This is a genomic window from Sorangium sp. So ce117, assembly GCF_051524395.1.
In the GTDB taxonomy this organism is placed as follows: Bacteria; Myxococcota_A; Polyangia; order Polyangiales; family Polyangiaceae; genus Sorangium; species Sorangium cellulosum_B.
On the sequence record NZ_CP150309.1, the window covers coordinates 10,178,555 to 10,201,121 of the forward strand.

Sequence of the window (22,567 nt, forward strand, 5' to 3'; positions counted from 1 at the left end):
CGCGGAGGCCGCGCCGCGCGCGCGGCGCCCTGTCACGCCCCCCGGCCGCGGCCGCGGCCCGCCGTCTCCCACGCCGTCGCCACCGCCTCTTCCGCGCTCGCGACCGACACGATCCGATCCGAGCGCCGGTCGTCCACGCGCCCTCCGGCGAGCTGCCTCGCCCAGCCCCCGCTCGCCGCGAGCGCGAGCACCGGCTTGCCGAGCTGCCAGGCGACGGCGATCTCGCTCAGCGTGCCCGCGCCGCCGCCGACGACGACCACCACGTCGGCCATGGCGACGACCAGGATGTTACGCCCGATCTGCATGCCGGTCGGGATGACGATGTCCACGTACGGGTTGGCCGTGGACGCCTCGTACCCTGGCAGGATCCCCAGGATATCGCCGTCGCGCCACGTCGTCGCCTCGCGCCCGCCGCGCGACACGGCGGCCATGACGCCCCCCAGCCCCCCGGTGACCAGCCGGAACCCCGCCTCCACGGCGCGCCGCCCGAGCTCGACGCACACAACCTCGGTCGCCGCGTCCACCGCGAGGCCATTGCCGATCACCGCCATCACGGGGCGGCGCGGCACGTAGGGAGCGATGTCCCGCTTCGTGTCCTCCTCTTCTCGCTCGTCCCGATCGTCGTCCATCACGGCTCCCGCTCCGGCGCCCGCTATTTCTTCAGCCGGCCGAGGAGCTGATCACCCAGCTTGGGCTGTTCGATCTTCCCGAACCAGATGCTCCACCCTGGAGGGCGCGGGCCGGCCGAGCTCACCCGAGGGCAGTGCTCCCCGGGTCGCCGTTCGTGCGCCAGATCGAGCTAGCCCCCGCGGCCGCGTGGAGTCAAGGCTCGCGCCGGCGCCGCGAGGACGCTCGATCGCGTGGCCGCGTGGTCGCGTGGTCGCGTGTCGCCCGGCGTGCGGTCGCGCTACCGCTGGGCCGGGTAGAGGCCGTCCACGGCGTCGGCCCAGAGCTTGTTCATGGCCACCCGTCCGGCGAGATCCGGGTGCACCTTGTCGGTGAACCGGTCGGGGTGGTCCTTGAACCACGTATACAGGTCCGGCCCAGGAGGGAGGCCGTTCTCCTCCGTCAGCGCGTCGATCGCCTCGTTGAACACAGGGACCGCGTCGTGGTTGCCGTCCGGCGAGAACGGGATGTGCGCGAGCACCGGGACGCGGCCCGCGGCCTCGATCTTGTCGATGATCTGCTGCAGGTTCGCCTTGAAGGTGCTCGGGTCGGTCTGGCCCCAGGAGTCGTTGGTGCCGTAACCGATGGCGAAGTAGTGGAAGTCGGGGTTCAGCTCCAGGACATCATCGATGCGATCGAGCGCGCTGGGCTTGTCGCTGCTCTTCGTGAGCTCGCTCCCGATGCCGCCGTTGATCATCGCCGGATAGTGGGCCGGGTGCGCCGCGTGCACGTTCTCGGCGAAGCTCGGCTGCGTGGCCGGGGTGTCGCGGTCGTAGGCGTACGCCGTGATGCTGTCGCCGAGGAAGAACCACGTGTCCTCCGCGCCCTTCGAGATGTCGTGCACGTCGATCTCGTCGAGCTGCACGCCGGTGTCGTCGGTCGTCGCGGGGGCCGCGGTCACGACGAGCCGGACCCAGCTCTTGCCGCCGAAATCGAAGCTGTGGGCGCGCGTGCGGACCGGGTTCTCGGTCACCTCCGCGACCTTCGTCCAGGTGCCGTCCGAGCCGTTCGTGGAGTCGCTCGACGTCTCCACGCGGTAAGCGCCCGGCGCCCCGTATTGCACGTCCGTGTAGTTGTAGTTGTACGAGGCCGTCCAGCTCAGGAGCAGCCGCTCGTACCCGGCGCCGACCTGGATGGCGACCCAGGCGGGCGCGGCCGAGGTGGGCTTGCCCGCGATCCAGGTCCCCGCCGACCTGTACTTGCCGTCGTTGATCACCGACGCCGTCCCCGCCGAGGCGAAGGCCGGCCTGCCGCGGGAGATGATGGGATTGGGCACGATCCCCTGCGCGTCCGCACCGCCACCGGTGCCGCCGCCGCCGCCGGTGCCGCCACCGCCGCCGGTGCCGCCGCCACCCGTGTCCCCGGCGCCGCCCGTACCACCGCCCGCGCCGCCCGTGCCCTGCGCGGTGGTGCTCCCGGAGCCCCCGGAGCTCGCCGACGATCCGCCCGTGCCCCCGGAGCTCGCTGACGAGCCGCCGCCGTCGTCATCCGAGCAGGCCGACAGGAGGACTACCGCCCCCAGCGTAAGGGCCAGGAGAGGTGACTGGTGAAATGAACGAAAAGCCATCGAAACTGACCTCCAGCGCCGGGCACTCTGGGGCAGTTCGGCGCCACGATCAACCACCTCCGTCATCGATCCACGCCGACACAATGAACCGGTAAAGTCCAGTTCGCTGCGCCACACATCGCGGCAGCCCACGAAAGTGCCTCGGCGAGCGAAACTGTAAACTGAAACGGTAAATATCCAGAGATGTTACCCGTCGCGACGGGGCACGGCAGGTCCTCGCGACGGATCGCCCGATGAGGCCCTCCGCCACGAGGCGCCCGGCGGCCGGGCCTTACTTGATGGTCCGGACGAGACGGAAGCCGACGCCTCGGTGCACCGCGTCCGACGCGGGGTAATTCTGGCTGGCCGCTCGCAGCTGAAAACGCGAGCCCGCGGCGTTGCTGCCTCGGGTCACGCGGAGATCTGTCCCGTCGGTCCTCAGGGTGATCTCCGTGGCAGGGTTCGTCACTGGCCCCTCGGCATCGTGAAAGACGGGTCGATCGCTGGTCCACTCGACGACGTTGCCGAGCATGTCGAACAAGAGCCAGCGGTTGGGCCGCTTCGTCCCCACGGGGTGCGTACGCGCTCCCGAGTTCACGTCATACCATGCGATGGGCTCGAGGTTCGGCTCGGGGTCGTAGCGCGCGTCCGGATTCGCTCCGGTGATGTCACCTCCGTAGTAGGCCGTCCTCGTCCCCGCGCGCGCGGCGTACTCCCATTCTGCCTCCGTTGGCAGGCGATAGCCCTCGCACTCGTAGACGCTCGCCGCGTCGCCCGCGAGGCCCACGCGGCCGCAGATCACGCCGCGGCCCAGCTCGCCTTGACATTCGGAGAGCTCGAAGCAGGGCGCGAGGGGCGGCTCGTGACGTGCGGAGAGCAGGTTCGCGAAGAGCAGGGCTTCGAACCACGTCGCATACCGGAGCGGACACGCGTCGTCCTCGCAGGTCGCCGTACCATCCTGGACCTTCACCGGCTTCTCCGGCATGAGCTCGACGAGCTCCGACCACTGCTTGCGCGTCAGCTCGAACTGCCCGATCTCGAACCCGCGCTCGAGCGTGACCGCCCTTGGAACCTCGGTGTACTCACCACGCCAGAGCTCGCTCTCCGGCGAGCCCATGATGAAGCAGCCCGGCGGAACGCGACACCAACCATTCGCGCATTCAGCCACCACCGCTGGATGCCGGCACACGGATCCATCGGCGGAGGCGACCTCCCAGCCGGTCACCTCCGGACCGACCGGATCCATGTTGCTGGCAGGCACGACGGGCGGCTCCTGGTGCTCCGTCCCAGGCTGGCAGCCGAGGGGTACGACCAGGAGAGCCCAGAGAGCGACGCCGATCGCGCACGTCATCGGACCGTTCGTATTCATGGCACGTTGCTGACCCCGAACTCGTCACCCAGGTTTTCGAAGTTCTGCGCTGCCGCCGGCGTCTTGAGCCCTACGGTCACCAGCAAGGCGACGCCGTCGACCAGGCTGTCGTGACCCAGTCCGCCATTCCAGCTGACGCGCTTGCCGGTGCAAGGTTCGACGTTCTCTTCCGATTCACTGCACGCGGCGAGGTAGGCGTTGAAGAGATCCTTCATCTTCCAGCGCAACTCCGGCGTCGGATGGTTGTCGACCCCGTAGAGGAACTCCAGCCAGTCGTACTCGGTGCCGAACGAGAGGAGGTCGGGGGACGAGCTCCCGTCGACGCAGTGCGTGTTGCGCCACCGGACCGCCTGCTTGCAGCTCACCGGGATCGGCGGCTGATTGATGTAGAGGCCGGTGTCCTCATCGAGCGCGCAATCGGTCACTCCCGGCACGCACTCCGTGTTCGAGATCGGCTTGTAGTAGACGAACGTGCAGTCGGATTCCATGTCGGCGTTGAAGGCCTTGGCCGCGAAGTACTGAGCAAATCCCTCGACCTGCGCGGCGTTCGGCTCCTCCAGCGATTGCAGGCAGTGGAGCCGCTGATCGGGGGGGACGCCATCGCAGCGGCAGAGCGCCAGCTGATCGGCTTCGCCCGTGCCGCAGCCGTACTCCGGATTCATCAGCCCTTGACCACTGCCCTGAATGAAATGACCGAACTCGTGCGCGACGACGTACTTGAAGCGGGTCGACGAAGCGGCGAGTCCATCTGGCTCGAGAAACAGCGTGTCGCCGCTCCTGCAGCTCGTCTGGAGCTGCTCCCCCGTGCAGGGATCGTTGATCTCGCAATATTCGTCGACGACGATCTCGATTCGACCATTGCCCTCGTAGCGATGATCGATCATCGCACGCACGATGCCGAGCTCCCCATCGCTCTCGTGTTCACGTTTGAGCATCTGGCTGATCGCCGCGCCGGCTCGGGTGATCGAGTTGTGCTCGACGAAGGCCGGGCGGAGGGGCGCCGGGGGCATCGTGGGCCAATCGATCTGGCGGGCCGAGCACGTCGCGTCGGTGACGCTCCCGAGGTCCTCCGCGTAGATCGCGCACATGGAGGCCGGCCCGCTCTGCCCGGTTTGCCGCACGACGACGTTGGCCCCGGTGAACGCTGAGCCGTTCATGGCGCAGTGGGTCCCCGAAGGGTCCAGGCAGTGCTGGCTGATGACGCGGGTCGCGATCTGGAGGTCGGTGCCCAGCTGCCAGTGCGAGCGGACGGGGAGCTTCTGCCTCGGAACGCAGCCGTCGCCGTCGAGCACGCCGCCGCGGTCGAAGAGCACGCCGGTCGAGTTCGACATCGTGATCTGGTAGCGCGCAAAGCTCGCCGGGACCGGCTGCATCTCCTTGCCGGGAAGGTAGTCCTCGCTGCCGATGCCAGCCCAGGGGCCAGAGTCGACGAACTGCGCGTTCCAGTCGAAGCAGATGTCCGGGCTCACGATCGGCGTCGCGGTGAAGCACATGCGGCCGCCGTCGATGCACGTCTCGTTCGCGCCGGTAGCGCCGGTATACAGGTCGACGTCGAGCTCGTAGTCCCGGAGGTCGTCGTCCCCCAGGCAGAACCATGCGTCGTCGTCGTCCACGTCGACCGAGACGTGGACGGTGGCCCGCTCGCGGGCGACCTGCACCGTGCCGCTGCTCGTCTGCCCCTTGTCCTGGCCGTCGATGACGAGCTTGGCGACGAACGGATCGACCGTACCACACAGCCCCTCGCCCTCATCGAAGTTGAGCGAGGTGACCGTGAACGTGAAGGCGGCGGGGCCGGCCTCCTCGTTGCTCGTGTTGCCCACCTGCGGGCCCACGAAGTCGCCGTACACCTCCGAAGCCAGGTGGGACGTGGCAGACGTCGTCACCTCCGGCGCGAGCTGCACGCTCAAGGACGCGAGCGACACGCCCGGGCGCTCGATGGGGACGAGGGCGAGCGGCGGGGCGGGCTCTGGCTCCGGGGGGACATCTCCCAGATCGCAAGCGGGGCTGGACGAGCTCGCGGTCGCCGTCTCTCCGGCGAGCTGCCACGAGAGGCTGCCGCTCAGGTCGAAGGGCGCAAAGAACACCTTGTCGTGCACCCCGGGCAAGAGCGTCGTGGGGGGCGCCACGCCTCCCGCGGGGACGAGCTGGTTCTGGGGGCCGAGCGGCACCGTGACCGGGAAGTCGCTCTCGTTCTCGTAGCCGAAGAGCGCGGCCCCCGCAGGGTGCTTGAAGCGTCGCACGCACTCGACAACCGGGTGGATGTTCAGGACATCGTACCAGTGGTCAAAGGGATCGAACGTGATGGTGGAGCCCGCCTCGGCGGCCTCGACCGTTTGCCCGAAGAACGACCCTCGATGTCCGGGCGACCCGACCGGCGCGAGGCGCAGGGTCGCGCTGGGCGCCACGAGGGTCCCGTTGAACGCGGCCTCGAGCGAGACGGTCCCGGTCCCGAGGTAGGCCAGGAAGAAGCTGCTGTCCGGGCCGACGAACTGAACTCTACCCTTGAAATCGAGCAGCTGGCGTACATAGACGATCACCGGGCCGGCCGACGTGTCGAGGCGGGCGATCGACTGAGGCTGCATCTGGAGCTGATCGAGATAGTACGTGCCCGAGCTGAGATCCAGCGTGCTCCGAGAGCCGACGGAGACGCTCGCGTAACCTCCCGGCGCCAGCGACGAGGTCGTGTCCGGTCCGACGGGCGGTACGCTGACGAGCGACGGGAAGTCGACAGTGAAGCGCAGGTTCCCGAGGGGGCCGAGGGGCGTGGCTGCCAGCTCGGTCCCGACGATCGCTGCGCCGGCTTGCTTGGTGATGGTGCCTGCCGCCTGGACCGTGCCGGTGGCCTCCGTCTGACTCCCGAGCCAGACATTGCCTCCGCTGACGAGCGACCCTGTCTTCGTCGCGGCGTTGACCTCGAGGAGGCCGGTGCCGACGTTCACCGCCGGCGCTGGCGCGCCGCTCACGTCGCGCAGCGTGACCCCGCCGGCGATGCGCAGCGACTGCGATGCATGGAGGGCGACGTTGCTCTGGGAAAAGCCTGCTGGGAACCCGAGCGCTATCTCGAACTGGTTCAAGAGCGCCTGCCTGGCCGTGGAGATCGCGGCCTGCTCGGGGGCCTCCCCCTCGGGCGTACCACAGCCCACCACGCTCACGCTCGCCGCCAGCGCCAGGGCCCGTGAGAGCCGCGCCTGGATCCTTGAACCGTCGTTCGTCGTGCTCCTTCCTCTGCCACCGGCAGAAGGACACAACCCGGTGCGCTCCGGTAGATTGATGTTCTCGTGTTTTGCCATTGTCGTCCCGTGAGCACAGGCCGCTGTGGAAAACTCTGTTTCTCGGCCGCTCGGACTGGCACGTAGCACTCCATGTGCCAGGCGCAGAGGGCGCGAGAAGTCTCGATCCGTCGCGTTCCACGCGCTGGACGACGGGCCGCCCGCCGCGCTGTGAGGCCCATTCTCCATGACATGTCACGGGCCGCAACGTGACATGTCACGGCTCGCGGCGTGACATGTCACGGCCCGCGGCGTGGCACGGCCCGCGGGAGCGTCGCGCATCGGTCGCGCGCGGCTCTCGACGGTTCGGCGCCGCGACGTCGTTGCCCGGGCTCGGTCCTGGCCCCGTGAGAGGGAGAGCCCTCTTACCCGCCCTCCGCCACCACCTCGCTCCAGTCGATGTCGAACCGCGCCAGGTACTTCCGCAGCCGGTCCGCGTCGTTGACGCTCTTCTTCTTCGCCCGCGACGCCGCGAACAGCACCCGTCCCGCCTCCGACAGCGACCGCGCGCCCTTCAGCACCCGCAGCACCTCGGCCAGCTGCACCCGGTCGAACGGGTCGAGCGCCGCCGCCCGGCGCACGCCGAGCGCCGCGACAACGAGCTCGTCCCCTTCGCTCCCCTCCCCCGCCGCGCCGCCCGCCGCGGGCGCTCGCCGCCAGGCCTCCACCAGCCGCCCGATCTCCTCCTCCACGATCGGCCCCCCGATCCTCCCCCCGGGCGCGAGCGTCGCCATCCGCGTCACGGCCGCGTTGAAGTCCCGGAAGTTGCCCGGCCACAGCGCCTCTCGCGACGTCGCGAACCCGAGGAACCGCGCGCGCGCGTCGCGGCTCATCGTGATCCGCACGCCGAGCAGCCGCGCCGAGGCGTCGAGCTCGTACTCGAGGTTCGGCTCGATGTCCTCGACCCGCTCCCTGAGGCCCGGGAGCCGGAAGGTCCACAGGTTGATCCTCGCCAGGAGATCCTCGCGGAAGCGCCCCGCCAGAACCTCCAGCGCGAGATCCCGGTTCGTGCCGGCGAGCAGCTGGAACTCGCTCTTCACCTCCCTGTCCGAGCCGACCGGCAAGAACGCCTTCTCCTCGATCGCCCGCAGCAGCATCGCCTGCTCGTCCGCGCCCAGCTCGCCGATCTCGTCGAGGAACAGCACCCCCTCGTGCGCCTTGCGCAGGAGCCCCGGGCGGTCCTGGAGCGCCCCCGTGAACGATCCCTTCGTGTGCCCGAACAGCGCCGACATCGCCCCATCGCCCCGGATCGTCGCGCAGTTCAGATCCACGAAGTCGCCGCTCACCTGCCGGCGCCCCTTCTTGAGGTCGTAGATCTTCCGCGCGAGCTGCGATTTCCCCGCCCCCGTCGGGCCCATCAGCAGGATGGGCGCGCGCGACGCGATCGCCACGTGCTCGATCCGCTCGATCAGCTTGTTGTACGCCGCGTTGCGCGTCTCGATACCGCTCTTCAGGAACGACACCCCCTCGCGCTGCTCCTTCTGGAAGCGCGACGCGATGCGGTCGTACTTCGAGAGGTCGAGATCGATGATCGTGAACGACCCGGCCGCGAGCTCCTCACGGTCGCGCTTCGGCGGCGACGTCTGGATGAGCCGACCCGGGAAGTACCGCGACTCCGTGAGCAAGAACAGGCAGATCTGCGCGACGTGCGTGCCCGTCGTGATGTGGACGAGGTAGTCCTCCCGGTCCGGCGCGAACGGGTACCCCCTCGCGAAGTCGTGGAGCGCGCCGTACACCGCCTCGAAGTCCCACGGATCGTCCACCTCGACCACGTGACCGCGGATGTCCGTCTCCGGCGAGGCGCGCCGCACGTCGCCCATCACCGTCTCGGCCAGGCCCTCGAAGCGGCGCTGGTAGAGCAGCTCGAACCGGTCGACGATCAGGTCCTCGTGCTGGCACAGCGCCACGCTGGGGCGCCAGCGCGACCAGCGCTCCGCCGTCTTCCCGGTGTCCAGCGTCGGGCCCAGCATGCCGAGGACCACGGTCGTCTTGCGCGTCATAGAATGTTCTCTAACCGTTTTATACACAGGTCTAATCCGCAGGGCCAGCGGCCCGTGATCGCCTGGATCTCGAGTGGCACGCGCCGTGCGATACGCAGGAACGCCGAACCGACGGAACGACCGACGGAAACGACAGAGACCGACGGACCCCGCCGCGAACGCGCGTCGCGGCGCGCGCCGGACGGCTCGACCCCTCACCGGAGATCTTGCCATGGAGCGAAGCTACAACGTCATCCCCACGGACTCGGGCGTGCCCATCAAGGCGTGGACGGTCGGCGTGCCGTTCGAGACCGCCGCGGAGGCGCAGCTCAAGAACCTCGCCGCGCTGCCGTTCATCCACAAGTGGATCGCCGTGATGCCCGACGCGCACCAGGGCATCGGCGCGACCGTGGGGAGCGTGGTCGCGACGAGCGGCGCGGTCATCCCGGCGGCGGTGGGCGTGGACATCGGCTGCGGGATGATGGCGGCGCGCACGAGCCTCTCCGCGTCGCAGCTGCCGGACGCGCTGCGCGGGCTCCGGTCGGCCATCGAGGGCGCCGTGCCGCACGGCCGCACCGACAACGGCGGGAAGAACGACCGCGGCGCGTGGCGCTCGCCGCCCCCCGCCCAGGTCGCGGCGTGGGCCGAGCTCGAGCCGCGGTACCGGCAGATCGTCGAGAAGCACCCGCGCATCGGGCGCGGCTACGCCATCGAGCACCTCGGCACGCTCGGGACCGGCAACCACTTCATCGAGCTCTGCCTCGACGAGGAGGAACGCGTCTGGGTCATGCTGCACAGCGGGTCGCGCGGCGTCGGCAACCGGGTCGGTAGCTACTTCATCGAGCTCGCCAAGCAGGAGATGAGGCGCTTCTTCATCAACCTGCCCGACGCCGACCTCGCGTACCTGCCGGACGGGACGAGGCACTTCCACGACTACATGCAGGCCGTGTCGTGGGCGCAGGACTTCGCGGCGGTGAACCGCGAGCTGATGATGGCGCAGGTGATCGAGGCGCTCCGCGGCTCGGGCGAGCTGCCGCCCTTCGACGCGACCGTGGAGGCGGTGAACTGCCACCACAACTACGTGGCGCGCGAGCACCACTACGGGAAGGACGTGCTCGTGACCCGCAAGGGCGCCGTCCGCGCGCAGGCGGGTGATCTCGGGATCATCCCGGGCAGCATGGGCGCGCGCTCGTTCATCGTCCGCGGGCTCGGCAACGCGGAGAGCTTCTGCAGCTCGAGCCACGGCGCGGGCCGCGTCATGTCGCGGGGCGAGGCGCGCCGCCGCTTCTCCGTCGCGGACCACGAGGCCGCGACCGCGGGCGTCGAGTGCCGCAAGGACGAGGACGTGATCGACGAGACGCCGGCGGCCTACAAGCCGATCGACGACGTGATGCGGGCGCAGAAGGATCTCGTCGAGATCGTCCACACCCTGCGGCAGGTCGTCTGCGTGAAGGGGTGAGCCGCGCGCCGCGGGGCCGTGATATCGCTGATCCGGGAGAGAGCCGATCGCCATGCTGACCATCGATGGATCCATCGGAGAGGGAGGGGGCCAGATCCTCCGCACGACGCTCGGCCTCTCGCTGATCACGCAGACGCCCGTCCGTATCACCTCGATCCGCAAGGGCCGCGCGCGCCCGGGCCTGATGCGGCAACACCTGACCTCGGTCCGGGCCGCGGCCCAGATCGGCCGCGCCGAGGTGTCGGGCGCGTCGCTCGGGTCGCAGGAGATCGTGTTTCGACCGGCCGCGATCGTCCCCGGCGAGCACACGTTCCAGGTCGGGAGCGCGGGGAGCACGACGCTCGTGCTGCAGACCGTCCTGCCGGCGCTGCTCCGCGCGCCCGCGCCGTCGTCGCTCACGCTCGAGGGCGGCACGCACAACCCCCTGGCGCCGCCGTTCGACTTCCTGGACCTCGCCTACCTGCCGCTCGTGCGGAGGATGGGGCCGGACGTCACCGCGACGCTCGTGACGCCCGGCTTCTACCCGGCCGGCGGCGGGGTGGCCCGCGTCTCGATCGCGCCGGCGCCGGCGCTCGCGCCGCTCGAGCTCCTCGAGCGCGGGGAGATCCGCGGCCGGCGGGCGGTCGCGACGGTGTCGAACCTCCCGGGCGCCATCGCGGTGCGCGAGCTCGACGCGGCGGCGGCGGTGCTCGGCTGGGAGCCGGACTGCTTCAAGCCCAGCGTGCTGAAGGGCGGGAACGGCCCGGGCAACGTGCTCACCATCGCCGTCGAGAGCGAGCACGTGACCGAGGTCTTCACCGGGTTCGGGGTGAAGGGCGTGCGCGCGGAGTCCGTCGCCACGAAGGCGGCCGAGGAGGCGCGCGACTACCTCGCGGCGGGCGTCCCCGTGGGTGAGCACCTGGCCGATCAGCTGCTCTTGCCGATCGCCCTCGCGGGCCGCGGCGCCTTCCGGACCGTGCGCCCGTCATCCCACACGACAACCCACCTCGGGCTGCTCCGAGATCTCCTCGGGATCCGCGCGTCGGTCGCGCAGATCTCGGACGCGGCGTGGCAGATCGAGATCTGGCGCTGAGCGCGGTCCACGGCGGATCCACGGCCGATTGACGTCGGCGTCCCGGTTGTGCCACATCACGACGGGCGTACGGCGCGCCCTGCGTCGCGGGCTGCCCGCGGCGCGGCGGCGCGCCCGGACGGCGGCGACGCGGAAGGCGGGACAATGGCGAAGCGCGATTACCTCAAGATCACGGACACGACCCTGGCCGAAGCGCACCGCGTGCTCAGGCTGGCCGCTCGCCTGAAGGAGGAGCCGAAAGGGCGGCGCACGACGATGCTCGCCGGCCGGGCCATCGCGGTCGTCCTGGAGAAGGCGAGCACGCGCACGCGCGTGTCGTTCGAGGTCGGCATCGCGCAGCTCGGCGCCCAGCCGGTCGTGCTGAGCACCCAGGGCAGCCAGCTCGCCCGCGGCGAGCCGATCCGCGACACGGCGCGCGTGCTCGCCCGGTACTGCGACGCGATCGCGTTCCGCACGTCGTCGACCGCGCGCCTGCTCGAGATGGCGGAGGCGAGCGTGCCGGTGATCAACGCGCTCTCGGACGACGGCCACCCGGTGCAGGTGCTCAGCGACGTCTTCACGATCCAGGAGGCGCTCGCGGCGAACGGGGACAGGAGCGGCATCGCCGGCCGGCGCATCGCGTTCCTCGGCGACTGCGCGAGCAACATGGCGCGCTCGTGGCTCGAGGCGGCGCAGCTCTTCGATTTCCACCTCGTGCTCGCGGGGCCCGAGGGGTACATGCCGCCCGCCGACGAGGTCGAGCGCGCGCGGAAGACAGGCCACGTCACGATCACCCACGACCCGCGCGAGGGCGCGGCGGGCGCGGACGTTGTGAACACGGACGTGTGGGCGAGCATGGGACACGAGGCCGAGGCCGAGAAGCGCCGCGCCGCGTTCGCCGGCTGGACCGTGGACGCCAAGGTGATGGCGAAGGCCGCGCAGCACTCCATCGTTCTGCACTGCCTGCCGGCGCACCGCGGCGAGGAGATCGACGACGAGACGCTCGAAGGGCCGCGCTCGCGCGTGTGGGATCAGGCCGAGAACCGGCTGCACGTGCAGAAGGCGCTGATGCTGTGGCTGCTCGGCGTCGAGCTGGCCTAGAGCGGGCGCGCGCCGCGCGGGGTCAACCGAGGAGGGCGCCGCGCCGGGAGCGGGCGGGGACCCCGTCGCCGCCCGAGCGGCCCGTGAGGTCCGCGACGACCTGCACCAGGTCGGCAGGGTCGATCGGCTTGGCGACGTGCTTCTGGAAGCCGGCCGCCAGCGCCCTCCTCCGGTCCTCGATCCGGGCATAGGCGGTCAGGGCCACGGCGGGGATACGCCGGATCTCGTCCCGGCCCGCCGCGCGGAGCTGGTGGATCAGCGCATAACCGCTCTCGCCCGGCATACCGATGTCGCTGAGCAGCACATCGGGCCTCAGCCGCTCCAGGACGCTCATGGCCTCGCTCGCCGAGCCGGCCGTTGTGACCCGCGCGCCCGCTCCCTCCAGCAAGAACGCGATCATCTCCCGGGCGTCCGGCTCATCCTCGACGACGAGGACGTGAACGCCGAAGAGCGGCGGCGGCTCCCCGCTCCGCAGCGGGGCGCGCCCCGGCGCGGACGGCGTCCCCTCGTGCGCGGCGGAGGGCGCCGCGGGCAGGGGGAGCGTCACCGTGAACGTCGCTCCTCCCCCCTCGCCCGGGCTCTCCGCCTCCACCGTGCCGCCGTGCAGCTCGACGAGGTGGCGGACGATCGCGAGCCCCAGGCCGAGCCCGCCGTGAGCCCTCGTCGGGGAGGAGTCGCCCTGGCGGAAGCGGTCGAACACATACGGCAGGAACGACGTGGCGATGCCCTTGCCGTTGTCCGTGACCGAGATCGCGACCTGGGAGTCGCTCCGCCCCACCCGGACGGTGACAAGCCCTCGCTTCGGGGTGAATTTCACCGCGTTGGAGAGCAGGTTCCACATGACCTGCTGGAGGCGATCCGGGTCGCCGCACACGTGGCTGAGCCCCTCGCCCGGCTCGACGCGGATCTCGATCTCCTTCGCCTTCGCCGTCGGCGTGATGGTGTCCACGGCGGCCTCGATGACCGCCGCGAGATCCACGGCGATCGTGCGGAGCCGCAGCTTGCCCGTGATGATCCGGGAGACCGTCAGGATATCGTCGACGATCTGCGCCTGCGCGTGGGCGTTGCGCTCGATCGACGCCATGCCCTGCTTGACGCGCTCCGGGGCGAGGCCCTTGTCCTTGATCAGCCGCGCCCAGCCCAGGATCGCCGTGAGCGGCGTCCGCAGCTCGTGGGAGACCGTCGCGAGGAACTCGTCCTTCATGCGGTTCGCGTCCTCGGCCCGGATGCGGTCCTTCTCCGACTGGGCGAGCGCCTGCTGCTCGCGGCCGAGCAGCTCCGTGCGCTCGCGCTCGAGCTGCTTCAGCTCGGTGATGTCGACGACGGCGCCCGTCAGGAACAGCGGGGAGCCGTCCCGAGCGGCGACGATGCGCCCGCGATCGTGGACCCACCGGATCGACCCGTCGGCGCGGACGATGCGGTGGATGATGTCGTAGATGCACCGCTCGCGGACGCTCCGCTCGTGCATGGCGATCACCGCGTCGAGATCGTCCGGGTGGACGCGGGTCAACCAGTCGCCCATGGGCTGCGTCGTCTCGCGCTCGTCCAGGCCCAGGATGCGGTTCAGGCTCGCGTCCCTCGTGTCGTACCGCGTCTCCAGGTCGACTCGCCACGTGCCGACGTCCGCCGCCCACGTGGCCAGCCGGAGCCGATCCTCCCGGTCCTGGAGCGCGCTCTCGATCCGGAACCGCTCGGTCAGGTCGACCGTCGAGCCGACCATGCGGATCACCTTGCCGTCCGCATCGCGCAGCATCGCGCTGCGATCGAACACCCGGGCGACGGAGCCGTCGCCGCGGTACACGCGGTACTGCGCCGACCAGCTGTCGGCATCGCCGTGGGCGAGCTCCTCGAAGTCGCGCGCCACGCGGTCGCGATCCTCGGGCAGCAAGCGGCCCATCCACCAGGCGGCGGTCGGCTCCGCCTGCTCGCGAGTGTAGCGGAAGACCTCGTAAAACGTCTCGTTGCGCGCGACCCGGTCCGTCCGGATATCCCAGTCCCAGATCGGGTCCTTGATCGCTCGAGCGAGGAGGCGATAGCGCTCGTCCTGTACGTCCGCCTCCAGGCGCGCGCGCGGCTCCCTGGCGCCTGCGCGCGCGGCGCCATCGGCGGGGCCTGCGAGCGCGACCGCGGCCTGATCGGCGAGCGCCTCGATCAGCCAGGTATCCTCGCCGGAGGCCGGGGCGGCGCGCTCGACCGCGAGCACGCCAGAGACACGGCCGCTGACGATCAGCGGCGCGGCGACGACATGGGCCGCCCCGTCCAGCGCTCGCGCCATCCCGTCGTCGGCGCTCGGGAGCGGGCGGCCGCAGAGCTCGGCGAGCAGCGCCGGATCGAGCCCCAGCGCCGCTCGCACGACCGGACGGCCGTCCTCGTCGTTCAGTATCAGGACGGCCCTGCCAGAGCCGCTCAGGCGCGCCGCCGCGGAGAGGACGATCTCTTGAATCGCGGGCGCCGAACACGCGGACGCGAGCGCGCGGCTGGCCTCGGTCAGCGCGCGGATCTGCGAACGGTGCCTCTCCTCGTGTTCGATCACAGGCAGACAACCCTCGGATCCAGCAGGAGGGTGCTCTCGCGGACGATGGGTGTGCATCCCTGACCAGATCAGCCGGGCACGCTCTTGGAACACGGCGCCACCACACCAGAGCACGAGCAGGCGGTATGCCTCTTGCGGCCCAGTCATAGGAGCGCGTGGACATGCGCGCCAGCCAAGCCGCAGGCGATCCGGCGCAGAAAACTTGGCCCGGTATCCCGATTCCTGAGCAAACCCGCGCAGCGTGGATTTCCGCGACATGCCGCCCGAGCTCCTCCTGGCCGTGGCCGGCGCGGCGCTCGCCTTCGGGCTGGTCCAGACGCTCCGGCTCGCGTGGAGGCGCGCATGGCAGCGGCGCCGGCTCTCGCGGTGCCGGGAGCAGGGCGCCGCGGGAGAGGCCCGCGCCGAGGCGCTCCTCCGCGAGCTCGGCTACACCATCGTCGGCCGGCAGGTCGCGATCTCGTACGGAGTCCAGATCGACGGCGAGCCGGTCAGCGTCGGTCTCCGCGCCGACTACCTCGTGGCGCACGGTCCCAGGCGGTATGTCGCCGAGGTGAAGACGGGCCGGCTCGCGCCGCGCATCGACACGCCCGCGACGCGGCGGCAGCTGCTCGAGTACCGCGTCGCGTTCGACGTCGACGGCGTGCTCCTCGTCGACGCGGAGTCCCGGCGGGTGCGCTCGGTGGTGTTCCCGCTCCCCGCCGGCGCCGCGGCCGCGTCACCGTTCGGCGCGCGCCTCGCGTGGGTCCTGGCGGCCGTCGTGGGGGGCCTCGTCGCGGCGATGGCCGCGCGCTCCGCGGGGTGACGCGGGCGCGCGGCGGGCCAGGGCGCGGCTCGCGGAGGGCCCGCGGCGCGCGCCAGGGCGAGGCCTACGGGCGGCTCGCGGCGCGGCGCGCGCGGCGCCTGCGGCCGGCGAGCAGCAGGAGACCGAGCCCGAGCAGGCCGACCCTGGCCGGCGAGGCGTCCGAGGTCGCGCCCGCGCGGCACGCGCAGGACGTGTCGGGCTTGTTGCCGCCCGTGCCGCCGCTCGCGCCGCCGGAGCCGGAGCCGGAGCCGGAGCCGGAACCGGTCGTCAGATCCACCGGATCGTCGAGCCCCACGTCGGGTCCGCTCGACCCGCTCGCGGCGGAGGCGGCGCCGCCGTGGACGACCGGCTCGCCGCAGGCCCCGTTGACGCACGGCGCGTTGCCGGGACAGACGGCGCCCGCGCACGCGTCGGCGCAGCTCCCGGCGACGCAAACCTGCCCGTCGGCGCACGTCTTTCCCTCGCAGCCGGCGTCGACGCAGCGACCGTCTTGCGCCGCGCACACCTTGCCGGCGGGGCAGGTGCGGCACCCGCAGTTGGACTGGCAGATGCCGCGCTCGCAGACCGCGCCCTCCTCGCACTCGATGTGGGCGCAGAGATCCACGCACCGCCCGAGCTGGCACTCCTGGTTCGCGGGGCAGACGACGCCGTCACACCCGCCCACGCAGTTGCCGCCGACGCAGATCTGGCCGCCTGTGCACTCCTTGTCGACGCACGCCGGCTCCACGCAGAAGCCGTCGTCGTTGCAGACGAGGCCGACGTCGCAGACCACCTCGCCGCGCCCGCAGTACGGCACGCACGACCCGCGGTTGCACACGAAGCCCTCGTTGCAGAGCCCATCGCCGTTATCGACCTCGCCGTCGCAGTCGTTGTCGATGTTGTCGCAGGTCTCTTTCTGCTCGCCGGGCTCGAGCACGGGCAGGCACTCGACCTCGCCCTCGGTCGCGCAGCCCGTCCTGCCCACGGCGCACGCGCCCTGCAGGCCCGTGTCGCAGACCTCGCCGCCGCCTTTGCAGGTCACGCCCGTGATGTAGTAGACGAAGTCGTTGAAATCGCCGTCGTTCTCGTACCCGCCCTGGTTCCCCTTCCAGCTCGTCGCGGTCACGGGCAGGTCCTCGAAGGCGACATAGAACGCGTCGGGCTCGGCGGTCGACGTGTAGATCAGCGTTGTCACCCACGGCGCGTTCGGCGTGCAGCTCGTGCAGACGGTGTTCAGCTCGCGCTGCGAGAACTTCGTCTGGGTGCAGTAGGTGCCCGCCTTGCCGATCAGCGCGAAGCCGACCAGGCCGCCCTGGTACCGCCGATCGTTCCGGATGTCCGCCGCCGAGAACTGCCTCGGCGTCCAGCCGTGCTGCCCCGTCTGGGTGGTCTCCATCGTGGCCAGCGGGCAGAAATCGTCGTCGTCGCAGTCGAACGCCGTTGAGGTGTCCGCGGGGATCAGCTCGTAGATCTGGTTGTCCGGCGGGCGCGCGCCGCTCGCGGTCGCGTTGTACCAGCCGAACGCGACCTTGCACCCGCCCCCGCGCAGCACGAGCTCTCCCGAGAACCCGCAGAGCGGCGAGAAGACACCTGGCTCCGTGCTCGCGTCGGCCACCGGATCGATGTCTTCGTCCCGGTGCATGAAGAGCCCGTCAAGCGTGACGGCATCCTCCTCGAAGCCCCGGCTCGTCACGAGGTCAAGCTCGGCCTTCTTGACCGCCGTGGGCAGGCGCGTGCCGTCCAGCTGCGTCACAGCAGCGCTCGCGGGCACGGCCCCCGCAAGCGGGGCAAGCGACAGGAACAAGGAAAAGGCGGCTCGAGCCGCGCGGCGGCGAGACGTCATGAAATAAGGCGTTTGCGGCATGAACACCACTCTACACCTCCCGAGGAGACCAGGGTGGATGAGATTACACATCTCCACACCGCGAGAATTATGCAGCACGGTTGTTCCTGCGTCGCGGCACGCGGCCGTTTTGACGCACGCCGTCACCTCGACGCATGGAGTTGATCTGACGTTGAGTTGACCGTCAGCGTATTCCGGCGCCGCTCCACTTCGCGCCGGGACAGGCCTCCTCGGGCGCTGCGCGAACGACTGCGGCGGAATCGCCACAATGGCGCAATGAAAGAGCGGAGCAATGAAACGACGGCGCGCGCAACGAAACAACCAACAGCGCGGCCGAGCAACGCAGCGACGCTCCCGGCGCGGGGTGTTGCCCGGGTGTGGTAGGCTCGCGCGGTCAGGCTGCGCGTTTCCACCGCCACCGTATGACCAAGAAATCGCTCCGCGTCTATTTCATCGCCCACCACGACGGCCGCTTCACCGGCATCCTCCTGCGCACGTGGGCATTCCTCTTCGATCGGCCGGCGCCGTCCGCCTATGGCGCCTCCGAGGACGAGGTGCTGCGCGCGATCGAGGTCGAGCTCCACGCGAGGCTCGCCACGGACGAGGACGATCTCGATCGCTACCTGTGGGACGAGTCGTTCGAGGTCCGCTCGCTGGACGTCGACGTCCACCCGCAGACCACGGTCAAGCGGACCGCCGTCGTCGGCCGGCGCCAGATCCCGCTGCGGCTCACGTACCTCGCGAGCAAGCTCGCCGAGGGCGGCGTCCGCGTGATGCTCCCCCGCTTCGGCTGGTCCGTGGTCCTCGAGGATCTCTCGATCGCGCCCGACGTGCTCCGCCAGCTCGTCACGAGCGCGCTGCTCGGCGAGTCCCCGCGGTCGCTCTTCGATTTTCGCCGGGAGGGAGACGAGTACGTGCGCCCGTGGTCGCCGCGCCGGATGGAGCGCGCCGGGCGGAGCGCTCGGCGCCCGGAGGACGAGCGCCCCACGCTGCACGCCGTCTCCGAGGATCTCGTCGAGAAGGCCGCGCGCCAGCGGCTGCCGCTCGCGGTGGGCGAGTCCGAGGAGCTGGAGCAGGCGCTGCCGCTGTTCGACGCGGCGCGCGCCGCGTCGATGCCGTCGATCCTGCTGGTGGGCGGCCCGGGCGTCGGCAAGACGACCTGGGTCCACCGGCTGGCGCGGCGGTTCGCGGCCTGGCGAAGGGACAAGGCGCGCGCGAGCTCGCCGGGCCTGTTCAGCACGTCGGCCGACAGGCTGCTCGCCGGGATGAAGTACCTCGGCATGTGGCAGGCGAGGTGCCTGAGGCTCGTGGGCGAGCTGTCGCACGAGGGGGATCTGCTCCACGTCGGCGCGCTCCTGCCCCTGCTGCGGCCGCAGCCGGACGGCGCGTCGATCGGCGACGTGTTCCTGCCGGCGCTCCGGACGGGAGAGGTGAGCCTCATCGCGGAGTGCACAGAGCCGGAGCTCGAGGCGTGCCAGCGCCGCGCGGCCTCGCTCGTGGCGTGCTTCCAGATCGTCCGGCTGCGCGAGCCGGATGCGGCCGCGGTGCCGGCGCTGCTCGCGGAGTACGAGGCGCGGAAGGACACGCGCGTCCGGCTGCACCCGGCGGGCAAGAAGCGGCTTGTGCAGCACCTCGCGATGTTCCGGCGCGACGTGCTCTTCCCCGGCAAGGCGTTCCGCTTCTTCGACTGGCTCGCGCAGGAGGCCGGCGCCCGGGCCCGCGGGGAGGCGGAGGCGGCCGGAGCGGCGCCTTCGCGCGTGCTCTACCCGCGGGACGTGTCCGAGGCTTACGCGCGCCACTCGGGGCTGCCGATCGAGCTCATCGCCGACGAGATCCCCGCGAGCGCCGAGACGATCGCGCGCGGGCTGAAGCGGCGCGTGATCGGGCAGGACGAGGCGTGCGACACGGCGGCGCGGGTGCTGGCGCGCTTCAAGGCCGGGATGAACGACCCCGAGCGCCCGTGCGGCACGCTGCTGTTCGTCGGCCCGACCGGCGTGGGCAAGACGGAGCTCGCGAAGGAGCTCACGCGGTCGATGTTCGGCGACGAGGGGCGGATGATCCGGCTCGACATGAGCGAGTACAGGCTCCCGGGCTCGTCGGCGCGCCTGCTCGCGGCGGGGCCGGACGCGACGACGCTGGCGCAGCGCGTGCGGCAGGAGCCGCTGTCGCTCGTGCTCCTCGACGAGATCGAGAAGGCGCACCGCGAGGTGTTCGACCTCTTGCTCGCGATCCTGGGCGAGGGGCGGCTGACGGACGAGGACGGGCGCCACGTGGATTTCCGGATGGTGCTCATCGTGATGACCTCGAACCTCGGCGTCGCCGATCGGGCGCCGGTCGGCTTCGGCGGCGACGACGAGCGCGCCCTGCCCCCGGGCGCGCGGCGCGGGGCGCCGGCGGGCGTGCGCGAGCACTTCCGGCCGGAGTTCGTGAACCGCATCGACCACGTCGTGCAGTTCCGGGGCCTCGGGCGGGACAGCGTGCTCAGGATCGTCGATCTCGAGCTCGCCAAGGCCGAGGCGCGCACAGGGCTCGTGCGGCGCAACCTGAGGCTCCGTGTGCTGCCCGAGGCGCGATCCTTTCTGGCCGAGGCGGGGTTCGATCCGAGGCGCGGGGCGCGGCCGCTGAAGCGGGTGATCGAGGAGCGGGTGATCACGCCGATCGCGGCGCGCATGGCGGAGGATCCGGGGTGCCGTGACAGGGAGATCGTGGTGGCCGGCGGGGGCGCGGGGCTCGAGGTGCGGTTCGGGTAGACGAAGGGGGGAGCGGCGGTCGGCCGGCGCTCAGCCCGCTTCGATGGGCTCATCGGGCGCGGCCCCGGGCTCCTCGTGCAAAATGGCCCAGACGAACTCCGGGATGAGCGCGAGCGAGTGCGGGTCCTGTGTGACGCCGATGAGCCCGCTGATGAGCTCCAGGGAGTGCTCCTGGCGGTGCGCGTCGACGAGCCGCAGCGGCGCGCTCGCCAGCGCCGGCGGGAGCCGAGCGAACCCCGGCCCCTGCGGATCCGCCAGCGCCACGAGCGGGTTGCGCCGAGCATCCGCCGCCTTCCACCGCTCGAGCCAGTCGTCGAGGTGCGTATTCGGGAGGAAGTGATCTGCAGGCCACGCGCGGAGGTAGGGGAAGAGCACGTGAATCCAGCCGGTGAGCTCGTCCGCCGCGTTCTCGTACCGGAAGAAGGCGCGCCAGAACGCCGGATCCGGAGGCTGGCGCCCCTCCGCCGAGGCGACGATCTGGTCCAGCACGGGCAGGAGCGCGCGGGTCCAGCCCTCCGCGCCGAGCGGTCCGAACGCCTCCGCGCGCAGCCGCACCGAGCGCCAGTCATCCGCCGTACCCATCAGGTAGATGCGCGGGATTCCGGGTGTCGGAAACACCATGTCGGCCGGGAACGGCGGCTCCCACTCGAAGTGCGGCGCGAGCGGGGTTGTCACCGTGAGCTCCGAGGCCACCCGCTCGACCGGCCCTGTCGTCGAGAAGTCGGCTGCCAGGAGCTCCCTTAGCTCGCCGACCTGCGCTTCGGTCTGGGCGGAGAGCTCCGAGAACGTGATCGGCCACGGGTTCACCTGGCCGAGCGTGAAATCAGGCCGATCGAGCGTCAGCTCGAAATCGCGGTCCTCCCGGATGAACTTGCGCCGCTGCGCCTCGTTCGAGGCGATGTGGAGCGTGAGCCCCCGCGCCAGGCACAGCCATATCACGTCGGGCGAGAGCACAAGCGGATAGCGCCGGGTGAAAGCCATATACGCTGCCTGGACGAGCGGATGCACGTCCGTGCGCCCGACGAGCGGCAAGCGATGGCGGTAGGCGGCCTCGATGGGCGAGACGAGCAGGCTCTGCACCGAAGCTTCTTCGTCGAACGCGGGCAGGAGCGCCGTCGAAGGCGCGATCCCGGCAACGTCGATCGTCGTAACGCTCATGGCTCCTCGTCCTCCTGGCCCTGCGCGACGGCTTCATGGGCCAGCGCTGCCGTAGATAGAACCTCGTACACAAGCGCGCCGCGCGAGACAACTCGCGCCGGCGGCAGCCGCGCAGCGGGCTCAACCTTGGAATCGCCTCGGCAGCACCTCGACCTCGTCGGGCGCGCCGACGCACGGCCGTGCGTCAGACGCGTGAGCGGAGAGGCAGCAAGCGCTCAACCACAGCGAAACATTCCAGTAAAACTGACACATTCGTGCGTGCAATTAGAGCGCCAGGTTACCTGCTCGGCGGACCGACCGCAATCGCGATGCTTGTCGCCGCGTGGCCCTGGATGCATGCGCGGATTCGGTCCCGGGGGACCGCCACGATGGCGCAAAGGTGCGGGCATCTCCCGGTCCACAAGGCGGATCCGGAGAGATCGCTGCTGGCCGAGCAGGGTGACATGGCACGGCATATCCCGCCTCCAGGCGAGGAGCGAGGCGCTTGGCAGCGCATGAGTTTCGCGTCATTCATGGCGCATGCCCTCCTCGCGCAGCTCCTCGCGCAGCCGTTCGCCTTCGCCGTCGAAAGCCACAGGTGTCCGCTCGGGGCTGCGCGCCCAGGTAAAGAGCGCAGGTAATTTCGCGCATCCGCTGACCGACGGCGGCAGCACGTCCAGCAGCGCGGCCACGCCCAGCGCCGTGAACCAGGCCGCGGCTCCCAGCCCGACCCCGAAGCCAGACCCCTTCTCCGGCTGGGATCCCGTCACGCGGAAGAGCACCAGCAAACCGAGCTCGCCCGGCCCGACGACCACGACGGCGGCCGCGCCGCACAGTCCATCAGGGAGCCATGTCGGGAGCACGACGACCGGCAACAACAGCGCCAATGTCGGTCGAGCACCCACCAGCGCACCAAGCTCACCCACCGCGACGCCAAGGCCAACGCCCTCCAACGCCGGGAACCTGCAGGATCCGGTCAGGCCTCGATCCGCTGCTTCCGACGGCGGCCTCCCCAGGGGCTCCACCCAGCCTACCAACCAGCCATTTCAGGGCCAGGGCAGCTCGACCACACAGCCTCGGACC

General features: G+C 70.8%; 14 protein-coding genes. 5 read left to right on the top strand and 9 right to left on the bottom strand.

Translation table 11 applies throughout. From position 1 onward, the window contains the following. Nucleotides 1-32 precede the first annotated feature (32 nt). The 5 genes from WMF46_RS38195 to rtcR all read right to left on the bottom strand — a co-directional run bounded on the left by WMF46_RS38195 (nt 33) and on the right by rtcR (nt 8,850). Nucleotides 33-629, bottom strand: a complete 597-nt coding sequence (locus tag WMF46_RS38195) for a TIGR00725 family protein (protein ID WP_437981732.1) — start codon at nt 627-629, stop codon at nt 33-35. Nucleotides 630-907: 278 nt separating this feature from the next. Beyond that, nucleotides 908-2,233, bottom strand: coding sequence for a GDSL-type esterase/lipase family protein (locus WMF46_RS38200; protein WP_437981733.1), 1,326 nt, complete (start codon nt 2,231-2,233; stop codon nt 908-910). Nucleotides 2,234-2,504: 271 nt separating this feature from the next. After that, nucleotides 2,505-3,581: a formylglycine-generating enzyme family protein gene (locus WMF46_RS38205; RefSeq protein WP_437981734.1), complete on the bottom strand. Its 1,077-nt coding sequence runs from the start codon at nt 3,579-3,581 to the stop codon at nt 2,505-2,507. Continuing rightward, a complete protein-coding gene (locus WMF46_RS38210; RefSeq protein WP_437981735.1) occupies nt 3,578-6,871 on the bottom strand; it encodes a hypothetical protein in 3,294 nt (1,097 codons plus the stop codon). The genes WMF46_RS38205 and WMF46_RS38210 overlap by 4 nt, the downstream gene beginning before the upstream one ends. A 344-nt stretch (nt 6,872-7,215) precedes the next feature. Further along, nucleotides 7,216-8,850, bottom strand: coding sequence for an RNA repair transcriptional activator RtcR (gene rtcR / locus WMF46_RS38215; RefSeq protein WP_437981736.1), 1,635 nt, complete (start codon nt 8,848-8,850; stop codon nt 7,216-7,218). A 211-nt stretch (nt 8,851-9,061) separates the two neighbouring features. Between rtcR and WMF46_RS38220 the strand changes: the two genes are divergently transcribed. The 3 genes from WMF46_RS38220 (at nt 9,062) to argF (ending at nt 12,440) form a co-directional block, all read left to right on the top strand. Then, a complete protein-coding gene (locus WMF46_RS38220; RefSeq protein ID WP_437981737.1) occupies nt 9,062-10,288 on the top strand; it encodes an RtcB family protein in 1,227 nt (408 codons plus the stop codon). A 52-nt stretch (nt 10,289-10,340) separates the two neighbouring features. Then, complete coding sequence (gene rtcA, locus WMF46_RS38225; protein ID WP_437981738.1) at nt 10,341-11,360, top strand: RNA 3'-terminal phosphate cyclase; 1,020 nt, start codon at nt 10,341-10,343, stop codon at nt 11,358-11,360. Nucleotides 11,361-11,504: 144 nt separating this feature from the next. After that, nucleotides 11,505-12,440 (top strand): ornithine carbamoyltransferase, encoded by a 936-nt coding sequence (argF, locus tag WMF46_RS38230; RefSeq protein ID WP_437545024.1) that lies wholly within the window; start codon nt 11,505-11,507, stop codon nt 12,438-12,440. 22 nt (nt 12,441-12,462) lie between these two features. On the opposite strand, the gene WMF46_RS38235 is transcribed toward argF, so the two are convergent. Further along, a complete protein-coding gene (locus WMF46_RS38235) occupies nt 12,463-14,973 on the bottom strand; it encodes a PAS domain-containing protein (RefSeq protein WP_437981739.1) in 2,511 nt (836 codons plus the stop codon). A 256-nt stretch (nt 14,974-15,229) separates the two neighbouring features. On the opposite strand from WMF46_RS38235, the gene WMF46_RS38240 reads away from it, so the two are divergent. After that, nucleotides 15,230-15,775, top strand: coding sequence for a hypothetical protein (locus WMF46_RS38240; RefSeq protein WP_437981740.1), 546 nt, complete (start codon nt 15,230-15,232; stop codon nt 15,773-15,775). A gap of 64 nt (nt 15,776-15,839) precedes the next feature. Here the strand turns inward: WMF46_RS38240 and WMF46_RS38245 are convergent, their stop codons facing one another. Then, the gene (locus tag WMF46_RS38245; protein WP_437981741.1) at nt 15,840-17,507 is read right to left on the bottom strand and encodes a hypothetical protein; all 1,668 of its coding nucleotides are present in this window, start codon (nt 17,505-17,507) and stop codon (nt 15,840-15,842) included. A gap of 512 nt (nt 17,508-18,019) precedes the next feature. On the opposite strand from WMF46_RS38245, the gene WMF46_RS38250 reads away from it, so the two are divergent. Continuing rightward, nucleotides 18,020-20,347, top strand: coding sequence for an AAA family ATPase (locus WMF46_RS38250; protein ID WP_437981742.1), 2,328 nt, complete (start codon nt 18,020-18,022; stop codon nt 20,345-20,347). A 30-nt stretch (nt 20,348-20,377) separates the two neighbouring features. Here WMF46_RS38250 and WMF46_RS38255 read toward each other — a convergent pair whose 3' ends face one another. Further along, the gene (locus WMF46_RS38255; protein WP_437981743.1) at nt 20,378-21,505 is read right to left on the bottom strand and encodes a DUF4419 domain-containing protein; all 1,128 of its coding nucleotides are present in this window, start codon (nt 21,503-21,505) and stop codon (nt 20,378-20,380) included. A 506-nt stretch (nt 21,506-22,011) separates the two neighbouring features. Beyond that, a complete protein-coding gene (locus WMF46_RS38260; protein WP_437981744.1) occupies nt 22,012-22,437 on the bottom strand; it encodes a hypothetical protein in 426 nt (141 codons plus the stop codon). Nucleotides 22,438-22,567: the final 130 nt, after the last annotated feature.